At 66.2% G+C, this 17,759-nt stretch carries 18 protein-coding genes and 1 riboswitch; of the genes, 8 read left to right on the forward strand and 10 right to left on the reverse strand.

Annotated features, from left to right (window positions below; translation table 11 throughout):
* Positions 1–4: 4 nt before the first annotated feature.
* The 5 genes from FHS28_RS01845 to FHS28_RS01865 form a co-directional block, all read right to left on the reverse strand.
* Positions 5–421 carry a hypothetical protein gene (locus tag FHS28_RS01845; protein WP_088449356.1) on the reverse strand — a complete coding sequence of 139 codons (417 nt, stop codon included), beginning with the start codon at positions 419–421 and terminating at the stop codon, positions 5–7.
* A complete protein-coding gene (locus FHS28_RS01850; RefSeq protein WP_088449355.1) occupies positions 418–1,539 on the reverse strand; it encodes a hypothetical protein in 1,122 nt (373 codons plus the stop codon). Before FHS28_RS01850 ends, FHS28_RS01845 begins: the two co-directional genes overlap by 4 nt.
* Positions 1,536–2,198: a PilW family protein gene (locus FHS28_RS01855; RefSeq protein ID WP_184293994.1), complete on the reverse strand. Its 663-nt coding sequence runs from the start codon at positions 2,196–2,198 to the stop codon at positions 1,536–1,538. The genes FHS28_RS01850 and FHS28_RS01855 overlap by 4 nt, the downstream gene beginning before the upstream one ends.
* Positions 2,199–2,328: 130 nt before the next feature.
* The gene (locus FHS28_RS01860; RefSeq protein WP_184294262.1) at positions 2,329–2,766 is read right to left on the reverse strand and encodes a type IV pilin protein; all 438 of its coding nucleotides are present in this window, start codon (positions 2,764–2,766) and stop codon (positions 2,329–2,331) included.
* Positions 2,766–3,350 (reverse strand): GspH/FimT family pseudopilin, encoded by a 585-nt coding sequence (locus tag FHS28_RS01865; protein ID WP_088449352.1) that lies wholly within the window; start codon positions 3,348–3,350, stop codon positions 2,766–2,768. Before FHS28_RS01865 ends, FHS28_RS01860 begins: the two co-directional genes overlap by 1 nt.
* A gap of 246 nt (positions 3,351–3,596) precedes the next feature.
* On the opposite strand from FHS28_RS01865, the gene FHS28_RS01870 reads away from it, so the two are divergent.
* The 3 genes from FHS28_RS01870 to FHS28_RS01880 all read left to right on the forward strand — a co-directional run bounded on the left by FHS28_RS01870 (position 3,597) and on the right by FHS28_RS01880 (position 5,024).
* Complete coding sequence (locus FHS28_RS01870; protein WP_088449351.1) at positions 3,597–4,091, forward strand: DUF2938 domain-containing protein; 495 nt, start codon at positions 3,597–3,599, stop codon at positions 4,089–4,091.
* A gap of 109 nt (positions 4,092–4,200) precedes the next feature.
* Positions 4,201–4,794 (forward strand): flavodoxin family protein, encoded by a 594-nt coding sequence (locus tag FHS28_RS01875; RefSeq protein WP_088449350.1) that lies wholly within the window; start codon positions 4,201–4,203, stop codon positions 4,792–4,794.
* A 2-nt stretch (positions 4,795–4,796) separates the two neighbouring features.
* On the forward strand, positions 4,797–5,024 hold the full coding sequence (locus tag FHS28_RS01880; RefSeq protein ID WP_088449349.1) for a DUF2798 domain-containing protein: 228 nt from the start codon (positions 4,797–4,799) through the stop codon (positions 5,022–5,024).
* Between the two features lie 158 nt (positions 5,025–5,182).
* Here FHS28_RS01880 and FHS28_RS01885 read toward each other — a convergent pair whose 3' ends face one another.
* From FHS28_RS01885 to FHS28_RS01900, 4 genes are all read right to left on the reverse strand, one after another.
* A complete protein-coding gene (locus tag FHS28_RS01885; protein ID WP_088449748.1) occupies positions 5,183–5,638 on the reverse strand; it encodes a helix-turn-helix domain-containing protein in 456 nt (151 codons plus the stop codon).
* A gap of 72 nt (positions 5,639–5,710) precedes the next feature.
* The gene (gene nrdR / locus FHS28_RS01890) at positions 5,711–6,154 is read right to left on the reverse strand and encodes a transcriptional regulator NrdR (RefSeq protein ID WP_058935056.1); all 444 of its coding nucleotides are present in this window, start codon (positions 6,152–6,154) and stop codon (positions 5,711–5,713) included.
* A 13-nt stretch (positions 6,155–6,167) separates the two neighbouring features.
* Complete coding sequence (gene glyA / locus FHS28_RS01895; protein ID WP_088449348.1) at positions 6,168–7,418, reverse strand: serine hydroxymethyltransferase; 1,251 nt, start codon at positions 7,416–7,418, stop codon at positions 6,168–6,170.
* Between the two features lie 127 nt (positions 7,419–7,545).
* Positions 7,546–7,679, reverse strand: a riboswitch (ZMP/ZTP riboswitch).
* Positions 7,680–7,719: 40 nt separating this feature from the next.
* Positions 7,720–8,583 carry a lytic transglycosylase domain-containing protein gene (locus tag FHS28_RS01900; protein ID WP_088449347.1) on the reverse strand — a complete coding sequence of 288 codons (864 nt, stop codon included), beginning with the start codon at positions 8,581–8,583 and terminating at the stop codon, positions 7,720–7,722.
* A gap of 267 nt (positions 8,584–8,850) precedes the next feature.
* Between FHS28_RS01900 and FHS28_RS01905 the strand changes: the two genes are divergently transcribed.
* Positions 8,851–10,404: a UbiD family decarboxylase domain-containing protein gene (locus FHS28_RS01905; protein WP_088449346.1), complete on the forward strand. Its 1,554-nt coding sequence runs from the start codon at positions 8,851–8,853 to the stop codon at positions 10,402–10,404.
* Positions 10,405–10,669: 265 nt separating this feature from the next.
* Here the strand turns inward: FHS28_RS01905 and FHS28_RS01910 are convergent, their stop codons facing one another.
* Entirely contained in the window at positions 10,670–11,437 is a 768-nt protein-coding gene (locus tag FHS28_RS01910; RefSeq protein WP_184293996.1) for a YdcF family protein, read from the reverse strand.
* Between the two features lie 61 nt (positions 11,438–11,498).
* Between FHS28_RS01910 and FHS28_RS01915 the strand changes: the two genes are divergently transcribed.
* The 4 genes from FHS28_RS01915 to FHS28_RS01930 form a co-directional block, all read left to right on the forward strand.
* On the forward strand, positions 11,499–15,680 hold the full coding sequence (locus FHS28_RS01915; RefSeq protein WP_184293998.1) for a DUF748 domain-containing protein: 4,182 nt from the start codon (positions 11,499–11,501) through the stop codon (positions 15,678–15,680).
* A gap of 70 nt (positions 15,681–15,750) precedes the next feature.
* Entirely contained in the window at positions 15,751–16,356 is a 606-nt protein-coding gene (gene msrA / locus FHS28_RS01920; protein WP_088449343.1) for a peptide-methionine (S)-S-oxide reductase MsrA, read from the forward strand.
* A 76-nt stretch (positions 16,357–16,432) separates the two neighbouring features.
* Entirely contained in the window at positions 16,433–16,861 is a 429-nt protein-coding gene (locus FHS28_RS01925; RefSeq protein ID WP_088449342.1) for a hypothetical protein, read from the forward strand.
* Positions 16,862–17,485: 624 nt separating this feature from the next.
* Positions 17,486–17,759, forward strand: a 274-nt coding sequence (locus FHS28_RS01930) for a hypothetical protein (protein ID WP_184294001.1), incomplete at its 3' end; no start/stop codon positions are given.

Raw genomic sequence — 17,759 nt, forward strand, 5'->3', positions numbered from 1 at the left:
AAGTCTAGCCGTCGGCCCGGGTCAGCCAGGCATGCAGAGAGCGGTTGGCGGATGAGACCAGGGTATGCAGATGGCGCTGGTGTGGCCGACCCTGGCGGTCGGTCCAGCTGACGCGGACCGTGAGGTGGCGGATGGGGAACGGATCTGGAGAACCGGGTATCAGCGCCTCGGCGGTGCCTTCCACCTCGAAACTGCTGTTGCGGCCGGTCCAGCGGCTGGCGGGGATCTGAAGCGTGTCGCGGGCTTCCTCCAGCGCCTGTTGGGCCAGCCACAAGGCTTCCCCCTCGTGGCGCACCGCCTCACCTGCGGTGGCCAGTCGGGCCTGCAGATGGATCAGGCCGGCGGCGCCCGTTGCCAGCAGGGCAGCGGCAAGGAGGGCTTCCAGCAGCGCAATGCCGCGCGACGCATGGACGCGCTTCATCTTGAATGGCTCCAGCCGCCCGGCACAGGCAGGTAGCTCCCCATCTGGAGGTGGATCTGACGCAGGAGTGCGGGATCGGCTTCGAGCCGCAGGCCGTCGGGATCGCCGCCGAGGGTCAGCTGGCCGTCGGTCACCAGGGCACCCTTGACCGTGGAGCGGCTGCCCGGCGGCGCGGCCCACTCAATGCCAGTTCGCGCATACAGGATGCCGGAGAAGGACATTGCCGTGTTGATGTCCAGTTGCCCATCGACCAGCAGCATCAAGGGCGCACCGTCCGGTGAGTCCGGCAGCGGCTCCCGCAGGGTCACACTGCCGTCGATCCAGATCAGGCGTCTGCCGCGCGCCAGCGCCTGCCGGATTTCAGGGACGCATTGGTCGGTGCACCGAAGGCGGGTCATGGCGGGTTGCAGCTGGTATTGGCCCGCAGGGATGCCGAAGACCCGGACGAAGGCCTGAGGACCCGCGACCAGCGGCGTGGCCGGCGGACGCCGCAGGGCGCTCAGCAGGGCCAGATGCTGGATGTGCTCGGAGATGCCGGTGCCGTCCTGCGGGGGAGGGTCCGACAGGAGACACTGGGTGGAAGCACCGCCGCAGCCGCGGGAGAACAGGGTGAACTGGCCGGGGACGTCGGCATCGGCGAGGCGGATGCCGAAGGTGGTGGCAAGGTCACTGGCGGTGGGGACGGGCACGCTGACGTCAGCCATCGGAGAGGCGCCGGAGGTGTCGCCGCATCGGCATTGCCATCGCTGCGATCCGTCATGGGTACAGGTGGCGAGCCAACGCGTCGGCGCCGCCGCGATGGGCTGACCCGCCTCGTCCACCCGGAGTGCGCGGGTGCGAAAGTCCTGTCCCTCATCAAACGTCGGCCGACAGTTGTCATCGACCCGCCCGGTATTGAGCATGGCGGTGGCCCAGGCGAGGCCAGCGTCAGCGGCCTGTACGGCCATCGCGAGGCGCTGATCGTTGGCCGCCACCCGCTGGGCTGCGGCCAGCGGGCGGGCCGTCCAGAGGACGGCCATCGCCAGCAGCATCATCAACAGACTGCACATCAGCAGCGTGGCGCCACCGGTTTGAATGCGGCCGGCATGGGCGCTGCCGTCAAGGGCGTGGCGGCTCATGGGCAGCCTCCGGCGACCTGATCATTGCGCGGCTGCACCGACCAGCTGGCCCCGGATGTCAATTCTGCCTCTTGCGTCGGCTGCGCCTGGACCTGAATGCGGACGATGCGGGCGGTCACCGCGTCCGCGCAGGGGCGGTCGCCGAGCGACACCGTCGGCCGGATCTCCGCCGCGAATTGGGTGACCTGGACCAGTGTGGGATCCGTCATCGGCTGGAAGCGGCCGCCAATGGTCTGGTCCATGCGGCCGTCAATCCAGCGAAAGGCGACTTCAGTGGCCGTGTCGGGTTGCACGACGTCCTTGTCCAGTGCGCGGCTCCACCGGAGCGTGGTGCCCGCGTCGGTCAGGCTCATGGCGGTGAACGGGTTGGGCAGCCCGGCTGCGTCGGGCTGCCAGACCAGTTGCGAAGGGCGGCCGTGCGCGCCCGCCCGCCGAAGTTCCAGCTGCAGCGGTAGTGAGAGGGCCCGCAGCTCCAGGTGCACTTGCCACTCCCGGTGCTGACGAATCAGGGTTCCGAGCGCCTGACCAGCCCAGGCCATCGCAGTGGAGACGACGACCAGCCCCATCCCCATGCCGATGAGCAATTCAAGCAGGGTGAAGCCCTGCACGTCCTTGATGCGGCCACAGCGAGGGCGCAGGCCTGGGTTGATCGCTCTCATCGCTCTCATCGATCTCATTGGTCTGACGGCCTTGATGGTGCGGATGGCCTGCATGGCGTAGATGGCACAGATGGCACAGATGGAATGGCTGACATGGCTGGCATGGATGGCAGTACGGCATGGCCGGTATTCATTGCGGCCAGCATCCGGTCGACGGCGTCTGTCCCGCGCCGTAGCTGAACAGCTGGATCTGACCCTGGGCCTGCACCAGCCGCAGCCGTTGGCAGCGTTCGTCGCGCGACTGATCCCCCACGGCCTCGGCTTCCAGGGTGAAGCCATCGGCAGCCGCCTGCAGCACACTCAGGCGGAAGCGGCCATTGGGCGACAGCTCGGGCATCAGCAGCTCGGCCAGACTCTGGGCATAACGGGTCTGCCGGTTCCGGAAGGATTCCTGCGCCAGTTGCAGGCTGGTCAGGGCCTGCACACCTTCCGAGCGATGGGACGCGCGCCACTGCGCGCGGTACCCCGGCAGTGCCACCGCCGTGAGCACGCTCAGCAGCAGCAGCGTCACCGCCAATTCAAGCAGGGTGAAGCCGCGAGGGCGGGCGAAGCAGAAGGACGTGCGCATCAAACCACTCCTTCGCAGGCGGGCCATCGCTTGAAGGCTCGGTCTACAGCGCAACTGCGGGTCCGGCCGGTGATGCCCACGACATGCCGTACCTCCCCAATGCCCTCCGTCGTCACCCGGAAGGTGGCGGCCAGGGCCACGGTGCCGAGGCGGCTGCTGAAGAGCATGGAGGCGACATTGCTGGTGAGCATGGGCCAGCCGGCTTGCCTCGGCCATTGGGCAGTCTTGAGTGCCTGGCCGCCGGTCTGGCAGATGCTGGGGCCGGTGAGGGCGCACTGGCAGCTGTTCACCGGGCCGCTGTAGACGACATAACAACTGCCTGCTGAGGTGGTCAGCAGGCGCAGCAGCACATTGCGGCTGCCATGCATCGCTTCGCTACGGGCCAGGTAGAGATCCGCCAGCACCGTTTCGGCAGCATGCCAAAGGCGCTGACGCTCCAGCCAGCGCTGACCGGCGGGCAGGGCGAAGGCCAGCAGCAGCGCCAGCAGCAGCATCACGACCAGGGCTTCTGTCAGGGTGAAGCCGCGCGTGAGCCGCGGAGCGTGTGAACGAGGAGCGCGTGGTCGCGCGTGCAGTGCAGGCATCGGTCAGTCCTTCCCGGTGGTGGGGGCGACGACGGGAAGTCGTCATGGACATGACTCTAGAAATTTGTGAGCGGCGGCGCTTCGCCCTGAGGATGGGAAGCGGGACCCCTGGAAGCGGGAGGATCAGCGGGTGGAGCATCGTTGGCGGAACACGGGCGACGTCACACGGCAAGAGAGCGCTTGACTTGAACTCGACTTCAACTTCTACAGTGGCTTCATCGCATTCGGAAAGCACACGAGGCTCTCATGTTCACCCCCCAACAAATGCTGACGGTCGTCCTCATCGGCATCGGCGCCACCGCGATGCTCGATCTTTGGCTGGCTGCCCTGAAGCGGGCTGGCGTGCCCACGGGCAGCTTCGCGCTGATCGGGCGCTGGTTCGCTCATATGTCTCGAGGGACCTTCAGGCACGCATCGATCACCAAGGCCGAGCCTGTACACAACGAGCTTGTCATCGGCTGGGCCATGCACTATGCGGTCGGCATTGCATTCGCCACGGTCATGGTCGCCGGTCAGGGTGCGAGCTGGACTCGGCAACCGACCTTCCTGCCGGCCTTCCTGACAGGCGTGGCCACAGTCGCGATTCCGCTGTTCGTGATGCAGCCCGCCATGGGTGCCGGGATCGCAGCTTCCAGGACGCCAACGCCCTTGAAGAACTGCGTTCGCAGTCTCGCCAACCACGCGGTGTTTGGCGCCGGCATGTACCTCAGCGCTGTCGTCGTCAGCCGATTGCTCCGGTGATGTTGGTCCTCGGGCCCGCACCTCCCATTCAACACGCCTCCGACCGGCGGACTTCGCCATGAGGGACGCATCGGTCGAGCGAATCCCCAATTCCCACAGGAGAAAACGCATGATTCATCTGGCCATCATCTATCACTCCGGCCACGGCCACACGGAGCACATCGCCGGTCACGTCGCGGACGGCGCCCGTGAGGTCGTCGGTGTCGAGGTCCATCTCATCAATGCGCAGGATATGACAACGCGCCTGAACGACCTGAGCGGCTTTGACGGCATCGTCCTGGGCTCTCCGACCTACCTTGGCGGAGTGTCAGGACCGTTCAAGTCCTTCATGGATGCCACCGGCAAGCTCTGGGGTCAGCAAGCCCTGAAGGGCAAGCTCGCCGCCGGATTCACCGTGTCGTCGCTGCCCGCGGGTGACAAGCAGTCCACGCTGATGTCGATGGTCGTCTTCGCAATGCAGCACGGCATGTTGTGGGTCGGTAACCCCATTCTCCCCGAGCAGCATCGCGGCGTCCCCTACGACGACGCGGCCAACCGGCTGGGCTCCTGGTGCGGATTGATGGCGCAGGCGGGGCATTCGGCGCCGGCCGACTCGTTCGTTCCAGGCGACGTGAAGACTGCCCGCATGTTCGGGCGCCATGTCGCCGCCACGCTCCAGCGCGTCACCCACGAGGCCCAGCGACCCGTCGGGGCGGAGTGCTGACCGTGGTGCCCAAGAAGTTCGCACCGGCCCTTTCTGGGCTCATCCTCTCAGGGTTGATGTCCCTGCTGGTGTCGGGCATTGCCACGTACCGTGCGACTGAGCTCGCGCCTGGGTTCGTCGCCATGTGGATGACCGGCTGGTTGACCGCCTGGCTGCTGGCATTCCCCATGGTCCTTGTCGTGGCGCCGCTCACGCGCCGCGTGGTCGGCGCCCTGGTCAGCCGCGACTGAGGGCCCCTGATCGCCGAAGCATCATCACGAAGACTGTCTTTCGGCGCTGTGCCAAACCTGAGTGGGGCTTGCGGCTCACAGGCCTGCAAGTACCCCGTTCAGCAAACGGTTCTCGGCGTCTCTGGAGGGCGTGAGCTGCTGCTCATTCCCAAGCCAGGCTAGCCTCGCGGACTTCTACGTTTGCGGCTCAGCGTCTCCGACGGCGGCGCCAGCTGTCGTTGGCGACTCTCGAGCGCACCGGAGGCCGCCGCTTTCAGGAGCTTCTGGAACGACGGGCAGGCTGCGTGGCTCGTTGCGGGGCAGTCGATCGCGTGGCGAAGGCCATTAATCATGGCTCGCATGCGCGCGACCGTCGCTTCGAGTTCATCCGCTTTTGCTGCCAGCATGGTCCGGTCGATTGCGGGCTCGCCATCCGTGAGCATCGTCCGGATCTCGTCCAGGGAGAACCCGGCAGCCTGACCCAGCGCGATGAGCGCCAGCCGGTCGAGAACGCCAGGTCCGAACTTGCGCCGGGCGCCCTCCGACGCCACCGAGCGAATGAGTCCTTTGCGTTCGTAGTAACGCAGCGCAGAGGCTGCGACACCCGACTGCTTTGCCACTTCTGAGATATCCAGCACCATGCGCTCAAGCCAGTTTGAAGTTTGCCTCAACTTCGATGGCGGACGGGTTGAGCAGCAGCGTACCCATCAAATATCCCGAATCAACTGCCGGAACTCGTCCACATCCTCGAAGCTGCGGTACACCGACGCGAAGCGCACGTAAGCCACCTTGTCGATTCGCTTGAGTTCACGCATCACGTGTTCCCCCAGCTTGGTCGATGCGACCTCGCGCGCGCCGCTGGTCAGCAGCTTTTCCTGGATGCGCTCCAGCGCCGCATCCACCTGCTCGATGCTCACCGGCCGCTTCCGCAAGGCCAGTGCCATCGACGCACGCAGTTTCGCGGGATCGAAGTCGGCCCGGGTGCCGTCCTTCTTCACCACCATCGGCAGGGCAATGTCTGCCCGTTCATAGGTGGTGAAGCGCTTGTCGCAGGACTGGCACCGGCGGCGCCGGCGCACCACGTCACCTTCATCGGACTCACGGGTTTCCGACACCTGCGTGTCGCCATGGCCGCAAAATGGGCAACGCATGCGCGCGGTCCTCTCAGCGGTAGACCGGGAACTGGCGGGCCAGTTCAGCCACCTGTGCGCGCACCTTGGCCAGGTTGGCCTCGTCGTGCGGGTTGTCCAGCACATCGGCGATCAGGTGGGCGGTCTGGCGCGCCTGCTCTTCCTTGAACCCGCGCGTCGTCATGGCCGGCGTGCCCAGACGGATACCGCTGGTGACCATCGGCTTTTGCGGGTCGTTCGGAATACCGTTCTTGTTGCAGGTCATGTGCGCCGCGCCCAGGATGGCTTCGGCTTCCTTGCCGGTCAGGCCCTTCGGACGCAGGTCCACCAGCATCACGTGGCTTTCCGTCCGGCCGGAGACGATGCGCAGGCCGCGCTCGATCAGCGTGTCCGCCAGCACCTTGGCATTGGCCACCACCTGTTGCTGGTACGCCTTGAATTCCGGCGTCAGCGCTTCCTTGAAGGCCACGGCCTTGCCGGCGATGACATGCATCAGCGGTCCGCCCTGGATGCCGGGGAAGATGGCGGAGTTGATCTTCTTGGCGATCGCCTCGTCGTTCATCAGGATGATGCCGCCGCGCGGGCCACGCAGGCTCTTGTGGGTGGTGGAGGTCACCACGTCCGCATGCGGCAGCGGATTCGGATAGACACCCGCCGCGATCAGGCCGGCATAGTGGGCCATGTCCACCATGAAGTAGGCGCCGATTTCCTTGGCGACCTTTGCGAAGCGTTCAAAGTCGATGCGCAGGGCATAAGCCGAGGCACCGGCGATGATCAGCTTGGGCTTCTTCTCACGCGCCAGGGCTTCCATGGCGTCGTAGTCGATCTCTTCCTTGTCGTTGAGACCGTAGCTGATCACGTTGAACCACTTGCCGCTCATGTTCAGCGGCATGCCGTGGGTCAAATGGCCGCCTTCGGAGAGGCTCATGCCCATGATGGTGTCACCCGGCTGCAGCAGCGCGAAGAACACGCCCTGGTTGGCCTGGGAACCGGAATTCGGTTGCACGTTGGCGTATTCGGCGCCGAACAGCTGCTTGAGGCGGTCGATCGCCAGCTGTTCCACCACGTCCACATATTCGCAGCCGCCGTAGTAACGCTTGCCGGGATAGCCCTCGGCGTACTTGTTGGTCAGCTGGCTGCCCTGCGCCTGCATCACGGCCGGCGAGGTGTAGTTTTCGGAAGCGATCAGCTCGATGTGATCTTCCTGACGCTGGGTTTCCTGCTGGATCGCGGCAAAGACTTCCGCGTCCACGTTGGCGAGGGTTTGTTGATTGCGGTCAAACATGATGGTGTCGGCTCAAGGGTTGGCGCCGCCCGGCCGTGGCCGCAGCGTCGCCCAGTGTGGATCCAGCCCCGCCGGAGGCAGGGCCGAAACGAGATCAGCAACACGGGACGAACCTGCATCCACGGCGAGTGGCGGCCCAGGCGAACGGCACGGACAACGTGGCCCGGATGGCCGGCATGACACGTTGTTCGCGCTCCCCGGTGGTGACCCACCTTGGCCGAGCGTTGCTGCCCAGCCTGATCGCCAGTTGCGCGAGCCCCGAGTGTACCTCCGCCGCGTTCGCGGGGAGGGGTCGCGGGCATCAGTTGGTGGTGTGGCTCACCATGGCGACCTGTTCGCCGTTGGGTGCATTGGGCGTCGGCGACGATGCAGCCTCACGGGCCGGGCGCGGTGCGTTCGGCGACACATTGCGGCCGGCCACCACCATCTTCAGCAGATCCTGCTCGGCCAGCACGCGGGCCGCGTAGCCGGTGTCGTCGGGCAGGTTGGCGGCGCCCACATAGCGGCGCAGACCTTCCTCGATGCTGCCGGCGCGCTGGATGCACTCCTTCAGCACCTGCACACCCACCCGCAGGTTGGTGATCGGGTCGAAGGCCGCGAGGTTGCCACCAAAGGCCTCGTACTTGTCGTCATGCACGCGGGTCAGCACCTGCATCAGGCCCTGCGCACCGACGGAGCTCTGGGCAAACGGGTTGAAACCCGATTCGATGGCCATGATGGCCAGAATCAGCGTGGGATCGACCCGGGCACGCTGACCGACGTCATACGCTTCCTTGACCAGACGGCTCACAGGCTCCGGCGCCACGCGGTAACGGCGGGCCAGGTACTGTGCAACCGCGGCCTGTTGGCGATTCAGCTGCTTCGGATCCACCGCAGTCGCGCGGGTGATGGCTTCCGGCTCGGCCATCAGGGCGAGCACGTCGCCGGAGGCTTCCACCCGGGCTTCATGGCGAGCATTGAGCCAGCCGAGCACCTTGCTTTCGGTGTCCTGGCGCAGGTCCGCCTGACTGGCGAACACGACGCCAATGGCGAGAACCGCGAACCCCAGCAGGGCGAGTGTGTTGTGACTGACGACCAGAAGACCCTGGCCAATGTCCTTGATGAAAAGAACCAGGGCGGCACGCGCCTGGAGCGAGAGGGAGAGAACTTGCGAACGCGCTGTCATGCGACTCCTTTCTCCGACATCCCCGGCAGTGACCTCTCGGAAGAGGGCATCACAAGGGCTGGCGATAATGGGCCGGTTCTGACCTGCGCCGCCATCGTCAATATTGACCGAAGCGGCACCAGGACTTCCGGCGTCCATTGGCAGCGGGCCGGTCTCGCTGTCCCAAAGCGAAGACCGGGATTACCCTGAAGTCAGGGCAGGGCGCGATTCTATGGACCAAAAATAACCCGTCAAGCTGATGGGGCCTCTTCTAAATTTCTTTTAGTTATGAAGTATCGGGATTTGCGTGACTTTATCGGCGCTCTGGAGGGCATGGGCGAGCTGCGGCGCGTCGCTGAGCCGGTGTCTCCGGTGCTCGAAATGACCGCCCTGAGCGACATGGTCCTCAAGGCAGAAGGCCCTGCATTGCTGTTCGAACAACCGAGCGGATACCGCACACCTGTGCTGGCCAATCTGTTCGGTACCCCACGAAGGGTGGCGCTTGGAATGGGAGCGGAGTCGACCACTCAATTGAGGGAGGTCGGTCAACTCCTCGCCAGCCTCAAAGAGCCGGAGCCGCCGCGGGGTCTGAAGGATGTGGGGCGTCTGGCTCAGATGGCCAAGGCGCTGTGGGACATGAAGCCGTCGGTGGTTCGGCGTCCCCCCTGCCAGGAGCAGGTGGTGGAGGGCAGTGATGTTGATTTGAAAAAACTGCCGATCCAGACCTGCTGGCCCGGGGACATCGGCCCGCTGCTGACCTGGGGGCTGGTGGTGACGCGGGGGCCGCAGACGGTGGCACAGCCTCGCATGCGTCAGAACCTGGGCATCTATCGGCAACAGCTGATCGGACGCCGGCAACTGATCATGCGCTGGCTGGCCCATCGGGGAGGTGCCCTGGATTTTCGGGACTTCGCGCTCGCGAATCCGGGACAGCCTTTCCCCATCGTGGTGGCCCTGGGCGCCGACCCCGCCACCATCCTGGGGGCGGTGACGCCAGTGCCGGACACGCTCTCTGAATATCAGTTCGCCGGGTTGCTGCGCGGCTCGCGGACCGAGCTGGCCGACACGCAGGTCGGGGAGGCCGGCCGGATGCTGCAGGTGCCGGCCAGCGCGGAATTCGTGCTGGAAGGCTGCATCCCGCCGGCCGCACCAGGATTCACCGGCGTGAGTGAGGACGGAGTGCCGCTAAAGGAAAAGGGCGGCTACCTGCATGCGCTGGAAGGCCCGTTTGGCGACCACACCGGCTATTACAACGAGCAGGACTGGTTCCCGGTGTTCGAGGTCAACCGCATCACCCAGCGGGATGGCGCGATCTATCACTCGACCTATACCGGGAAGCCGCCCGATGAGCCGGCAGTGCTGGGCGTGGCGCTGAATGAAGTGTTCGTTCCCATCCTGCAGAAGCAGTTCCCGGAGATTGTTGACTTCTATCTGCCGCCGGAAGGATGCAGCTACCGGATGGCGGTCATCTCCATCCGCAAAGCGTATCCCGGCCATGCGAAGCGCCTGATGTTCGGGCTGTGGAGCTACCTGCGCCAGTTCATGTATACCAAGTTCATCGTGATCGTCGATGAGGACGTGAACATTCGCAGCTGGCAGGACGTCATCTGGGCCATCACGACCCGAATGGATCCGGCGCGTGACACGACCTTGGTGGAAAGCACACCGATCGACTACCTGGACTTTGCGTCTCCCGTCAGCGGATTGGGAGGCAAGATGGGGCTGGATGCCACCAACAAGTGGGTCGGCGAGACATCCCGCGAGTGGGGCCGGGTGATCGAGATGCCTGCGGAGCAGACCGCACGGGCGAAGGCCCTGTATGAGCGCCTGTTTGGCGGGTGAGCGAGCGGCACCGGTTGGAGGGCTACGGTGCGTGGCGAGGTGAGGGACGAAGTGAGGGGAAGGGCGCTCGCGCGCCTTGAATCTCTCCGGGCTGCCGCCTAATCTATAGAGGCCTTTCGAGGCATTCCCTCTGGCGCAGTCACTGCGCGCCAGGAGCCCCTCGGCAGATCGCCTTGGAGCCCCAAAGGCGGCTGGTCCGCCCACCCCTTCCCAGTCCGGCGCAATGCGGTTGGGGAGGGGTTTCTATTTGGGCGTCCCGCCTGAATCAGTGGCCGGCGATCCAGCCAAGCCATTCATAACCCAGATAACGAGCGCGGTTGACCCCTTCGGCGGACGGCAAGGCGTCGCGCCATTCCCAACCATCGCCGCTCAGACCGACGGGGGCGGGGATCAGTGCCACGTCCGGGGGCAGGGCCGAGCGGAATGCGCGCATGGCGCGCCGCATGTGCAGATCGTGGGTCACCAGGATCACCCGTCGGATCCCTGTTCCCCTGAGCATCTGTGCGCTGTAGAGCGCGTTCTCTCGGGTATCGAAGGCCTGATCTTCCAGCCATCGAGGCTCGAAGCCGAATTGTTCGCGTGCAAGCTGGTCGGCCAGAGCCGCTTCACTGGGTTGGCCCGGCCTGGCAGCGCGCCCGGTGCCGCCAGTGAAGAGAAGCGGCGAATGACTGCGGCGTGACAACCAGATGCCGTAGCGCAGCCGTTCGATCGACAGGGTCTTGAGCTGCGCCGATTGATATTCAGGCACCATCAAACGGCCCCCGGCGCCCAACACCACGATGGCGGTCTGTTCGGGCGGGCCCTCCTGAAGGGTGTCCAGCGCGAGGGGTTCATACCGTCCCAACAGGTGGTCCTGCAGCCATTGGGCGCCCAGGTCGCTGCTGCCCAGCCACAGCGCCACCAGGGACAGGGCAAAGAGTGCATGGGCCAGGCGGGCGCGCCGCGCGCGCCAGAACCACGCCAGCAGGAGCAGGGGAACGGCCCCCATGGGGGGAAGCAGCCAGGCGGCCACACTGTGGATGAGGTCGTTCATCAGTGTCAGGTGTTGAGCCCGCCAGCATAATCGGTGCTCCTGCGTCTGCCGCCACTTGCCCTTGTCTTCCTCCATCTTTCCCGCCGCCTGGACCGCTGCCTGGAACCAATCGGTCCCCCGTTGGCTTCGTCGCCTGATCCTGAGCGTCTTCGGACTGCTGTCGCTGCTGGTCGTCCTGCTGCTGATCACCTGGGCGGCCCTGCCGTTCTGGCTGGAGCGGCAAGGCGTGCGGATGGTCGGCCAGCAGCTGGGGCGGGAGGTGTCGCTGGAAGCGGCGCATTTCACACCGTGGCGGCTGGCATTGACGCTGGACCGGCTGCGGATTGCCGGTCCTCAGGCTGGAACGCCCGATCTGCTGGCCGTGCAGCGGGTGGAAGTCGTGCTTTCCCCGCGCACCCTGTGGCGATTCACGCCGATCGTGTCGTCCCTCAAGGTCGAGCAGCCGGCGGTGCACCTGACCCTGCTTGGGCATGGGCACACCGATGTGGATGACATCCTGGCGCGGCTGCGCAGTCGGCCGGTCCAGCCGGACGAATCGTCCAGGGAGACGCCGCTCGCGCTCTACAACCTGGAACTGAGCAACGGCCGGGTGCAGCTGGAAGACCGGGCCGCCGGCATGACGCACCAGCTGACGGCCCTTCAGCTGGGCTTGCCCTTCATCTCGACGCTGGATACTGATGTGGAGGTCACGGTAGCCCCCCATTTGTCGGGGCAGGTCAACGGCGTGCCCTTCAGCACCGAGGCGCAGGCCCAGCCTTTTGCACAGACACGCACCGCCAGCCTGCAGTTCAAGATGGACGCGCTCGATCTGTCCGCCTACCGGGCTTACTGGCCCCGGACCTTACCGGTGCGGCTGGCTTCCGGGCTGGTCGATGCGAATCTGACGGTGAAGTTCCAACTGCCCAAGGACCAGACGCCAAGTTTGGGGATCAGCGGAACGGCTGAGGTGCGGGACCTGGCGTTGCAGCGACGGGCGGAGACCAACGGAAGCGGCGACCCGGCCGCCGCGGGATGGAGCGACTGGCTTCGATGGAAGCGCGTACGGGTCGGCGTGGCCGATTTGCAGCCGCTGAAGCGGCAGGTGCTTCTGGATCGGCTGCTGGTGGAGGCGCCTGCGCTGCAGCTGACCCGTGAAGCCAGCGGTCAGATCTGGCTGCCAGTGCCCCAGGGCGATGCGGTCAAGGACAGCGAGCGGGTCGCAGCCGCGCCGCCGGTGCCACCGGCACCGGCGGCCTCGGCAGCCGCGAGTGCCGTCGTGCAGTCCCAGCCAGCGCCGGGCGCCTGGCGGGTGAGTATCCGGGAGCTGGACTTGACGGAAGGGCGGGTGTCCTTGCTGGACGCCGCGGTGTCGCCTGCCGGGGACTGGCGACTCCAGGACCTGACGGTCACGGGCAAGGCGCTGAATTGGCCACTGGCCTCGCCGGCAGCTTCAATCACCGTAGCGGCATCGCTGAAAGGAAGTGGGTCGGGTGCGTCCACCGGTGGGGGTAGCGCCAATCTGAAGGCCTCGGGTCAGGCGGCTACGAATGGATTGAACGTCGACTGGGAGCTGAACCGCGTGGCGCTCGCCTGGCTCGCGCCCTATCTGCGCAGCGTGACGCCGCTTCAGGTGCGCGGCGAGCTGGCTGCGCAAGGGCAGTTCAGGGCGGACGCGCAGGGACATCCGGGCGCCTTGCGACTGAAGGACGTCCGTCTGACGCAGGTGGACGTGCTGGACGGCGGCAAGCCGGCCATCAGCCTGGCTGAGGCCTCTCTGGATCAGGCGACCGTCGAGCTGAACCGCCATGACGTGCAACTGGGGCGGCTGCTGATGAAGGAGCCGCAGGTGCAACTGGCCCGGGACGCCAGAGGCGCCTGGAACTGGGCCGCCTGGCAGACGCCGGCTGCTGCCGTGAAGCCGCCGGTGCGGGTGAAGGCGGAGGGCCGGCCGGTCCTGCGCCTGTCGGATCCTGCAGCGCCGGAAGCCGGAGAGACGGCCTCGTCCGCCCGGTCGGCCCCGGCCGTCGAAGTGGCGCCGACGCCGGTTCCCTGGCGCCTGCGGCTCGGCGAGCTGATCGTGGAGGGCGGTCAGGTCCAGCTCCTGGATCAGTCCACCCATGTGCTGGATGATGAGCCGATTCGCCCGATCGGCGTTCAGGAGCTGTCGCTGCGTCTCGCGCGTCTCGACTGGGACGGCGCACAGCTGCGCGGTGAAGTCCCCGGCAGGCTGTCGCTCATCACCCGTCGTCCCGACGCCAAGATCCGCAGCGTCCGTGATCCCGCGAAGCTGCAATGGGAGGGGCAACTGTCCTTCTCTCCCGTGCGCCTGACCGGCAAGGTGCTGGCAGATCATCTGCCGCTGCACTGGGCCGACCCCTATCTCGATCCGTCCATCGGCATTCACCTGCAACGGGCGGAAGGCAGTTTCAAGGGTGATGCGATGCTGGCGCTGCTGGCGGCAGGTCCGCAGTTGCAGGCGTCCGGCGATCTGCAGCTGTCGGATCTTCGGCTTCGCCAGACCCGTCTGCAGGACGGACGCCGTCGTTCGGCGGAGGATCTGCTGAGCTGGCAGGCGCTCCGTCTGGCGGGCCTCAAGCTTCAGATGGCGCCTGCGGCCGTGCCGGACATTGCCATTCGGCAAGCCAGTCTCGACGAGTTCTATGCGCGCCTGATCGTCAACGAACAGGGTCGGCTGAACCTGCGCGACCTGCGGCAGACGTCGCAGGGTCAGGCCATTGCCGCAGTGGCCGGGAGCGCGGCTGCGTCGGAGCCCGTGTCCGCACTGATTGCGGCAACCGGGGGAACGCCTGCGGCCAGCGCAGCCAGCGCGTCCGGTGCGGTCAGCGCCGCCGGCAGCGGGCCCTCGGCGCGGGAGGGATCATCGCCGGGCGGCACGGCGACGGCTACCGGCGCCGCAGCAGCTTCAGGACCGCCGCTGCGCCTGAGCATCAACAACACCCAGCTGACCGCCGGCCGGCTGGACTTCACCGACCGCTTCATCAAGCCCAACTACACCGCGCAAATCAGCGATCTCACCGGTTCATTGGGTCGCTTCAGCGCCGGTGCCAGCGACATGGCGCCGCTGCAGCTGAAGGGGCGCGTGGCCGGCACCGGGCTGCTGGACGTCAATGGCCAGATCAACCCCGGCAGCCTGCCGCTGACGCTGGACATCACCGCCAGTGCCACCGACATTGAGCTGGCGCCGCTGTCGCCCTACGCCGGCAAGTACGCCGGTTATGCCATCGAACGGGGCAAGCTGTCGTCACGCGTGCACTACCGCATCGATCCCAGCGGGCAGCTTGTGGCCGACAACAAGATCATCCTGAACCAGCTCAGCTTCGGCGACCGCATCGACAGCCCCGTCGCCACCAAGCTGCCCGTCCGGTTGGCGGTGGCGCTGCTCAAGGACAGCAACGGCGTCATCGATGTGAATCTGCCGGTCAGCGGCTCGATCAACGACCCGGAGTTCAGCGTCGGTGGGGTCATCGGGCGGCTGATTGTGAATCTGCTGGCCAAGGCGCTGACCGCTCCGTTCTCGCTGCTGTCGGGGGGCGGTGGTGCGGACATGAGTCACCTCTCGTTTGATCCCGGCACGGCTGCGCTGCCGGCCGCAACGGACCAGGCGCTGGATCACGTTGCCAAAGTGCTCAAGGAAAAACCCAGCCTGCAACTGAGCATCACCGGCTGGGTGGATCCGGTGGCGGAGCGGCGCGCAGCGCAGGCCGCGCGGCTGGAAGACGCCATGATCAATGAGCGTCGGCGCGAGCTGCGGCGTCAGCAGTTGCTGGCCCCGGCTCCCGTCTCAGCGCCTGCGGCCCGGGCCGCAGGCTCGGCGGCAACCTCCGGTGACTCGTCCGCTGGCGGGGAGCCAGACCCCTCTGGCGATACAGCCGCCGCTCAGGCGGCGAGGACCGCGCCACCGGCTGCGACCCCCATCAGCCTCGACGACGCCCAGCGGCAACGCCTGCTCAAGGTCGTCTACGACAACAGCAAGCTGCCCAACAAGCCGCGCAACTTCCTCGGTCTGGCCAAGGACCTGCCGCCCGCCGACATGCGGGAACTGCTGCTGGACAGCTACGTGGTCACCGATGAACAGATGCGCGAGCTGGCGCTGCAGCGCTCGGTGGCGGTGCGGGATGCGCTGATCAGCAAGGGTGTGCCGAATGCCCGCATGTTCCTTGCGTCGCCCAAGCTTCACGAAAGCAAGGACAGCACTGGTCAGGCCTGGTCGCCCAAGGTCGATCTGTCGCTGGCGACTCAGTGAGGCGATGCCGACCTTGGCTTCGGCGACCGCGCCCCCATATGCGCAGAACACTGCAAGAAAGGACGATGCAATGAGCACCGCAACCCCTCCCGCTGGCACCCACCCCGGCAGCCAGGCGGCAGACCTCTCCGCGACGCGCACCGAGGACATCATCACCCTCGGCGGCGGATGCTTCTGGTGCACTGAAGCCGTGTTCCTGAAGGTCAAAGGCGTCCTGTCCGTGGAGTCCGGCTACACCAATGGTCAGGTCCAGCATCCAAACTATGAGCAGGTGTGCTCCGGTCAAACCGGGCATTCGGAAGTGGTGCGGGTGCGCTTCAACCCGTCCGTCGTCAGCCTGACCGAATTGCTGCAGGTGTTCTTTGCCGTGCACGACCCGACGACGCTGAACCGTCAAGGCGCGGATGTGGGCACGCAGTACCGCTCCGGCATCTACTATCACCGCCCCGACCAGCTCGGCGAAATTCGCCAGGTGCTGGATGAGGCCAATGCTGCCCATGGCGGCAAGGTGGTGACCGAGGTGCAGCCGGAGCAGAACTACTGGCCTGCCGAGGCCTACCACCAGCGGTATTTCGAGAATCACCCGGAGCAGGGCTATTGCGCTTTTGTGGTGGCACCGAAGGTTGACAAGTTCCTCAAGAAATTCCGGGAACTGGTGAGGACCGATTCGGCCTGAGGCATCGACCTGTCACGGTGACTTCAGACAGCCGGCCTTTTCTGCAGGCACAATCACGGCTGCTCTGAATTCGACCATGCTGTCCATCTCCTTCGCCGCTCGCCGGCCTCACCCCCGCCATGCCGCTGCCGGCATGTCGGCGCTGCCGTCCGCGGTGCGCTGGTGGGTGATGCTGTGCCTGGTGTCGGTGCTGGGCTTCCAGTCCCTGGGGCTGGTGCATCGAACCTTGCACGGGGGCAGCGCCGGTCCGCGCGTGAGCCTCTCTGCCTCCCTCAGCGACACGTCCAGCGCGGGCGTGTCTTTCAAATCCCCCAGCCTCGGCCACTTGCCGGGCAGCATCGACTGCCAGTTGCTGGACCAGCTCAGCACCGCGCTGGGCCCCGTCGTCCAGGCCCTGGCCTGGACCGCTCTGCTGCCGGACCATCCGGTCGCAACCCCCCAGCCCCATAGCGCAACGGTCGCCCAGGTTTGGCGCCTCCCTGCGCGGGCTCCGCCTTCGGCCTGAGTCGTCGTCGATCGTTGATGCGATTGCGCGGCTTAGCGGGGGACTGAAGCTCCCGCTGGTTTGCACCCCTTTGGCTGTGTTCACCCGGTCAGGCTCATTCGTTACCGCTCCTTGGGTGGTGTGTGAGCAAGCTTGGTGATGCCCCTTGCCCCTTGCCGCTGCAGTGGCCGGGCGCTGGATGGGGTGACGGTCCTGGGCGGATGCGAGGCGGTCTTTGCCGCGCGCCCAATCTGGCCATACGCAGATCAGCACTCAGCCTGAGGTGAGCCGCGGCTGACGAGGTGGATGGGCTGCGGTGTGACGGCCATGGTTGCTGCCGCCCTGTCACCATTGCCGCTGCCGCTGCCGCTACCTTTGCAGTTGCCGCTGCCGCTGCCGCTGCTAGTCCGCAGTAGGTACCGCCGCAACCATCAACGCTGACGACCCGCCGAACGCTGTTTTCCGCCAGTCCCTGGCCAGGCGCGCGCCGCCTGGATGGCGGAGTTCCATTGATCCCCAGGCACCGCGGCACCTTCAGACCCGACCCATTCATCGCCCGGATGGCGGGGTTGAATCGCCGGGCATCCGGCTTCATCGAGGGATGGAGCCACCCGAAGTCGCGCGTGCCTTCCCGAAAGTCTGTCCATGTCCAATTTCTCCCCCGTCGTTCTGTCTTCCATCGCTCCCGGAACGTCCGCCCGCGATACCGCCCGTGATACCGCCCGCAATACCATCCGCGTCACCCCCCGTATGGCGCGCACCGGCACATCCGCAGTGACGACGCTGACCGCGCTGACGCCCCTGAGCCAAGCGCTCGGTCTGGTTTTGGCGATGAGCTGCGGCGCCGCGATCGCACAGACGGTGACCCCTGCCACCGCCGCAAAGTCGTCCACCGCATCGAGCGCATCCACCGCATCCA

Source organism: Roseateles terrae (assembly GCF_014192155.1).
GTDB classification, from domain to species: Bacteria; Pseudomonadota; Gammaproteobacteria; order Burkholderiales; family Burkholderiaceae_C; genus Roseateles; species Roseateles terrae.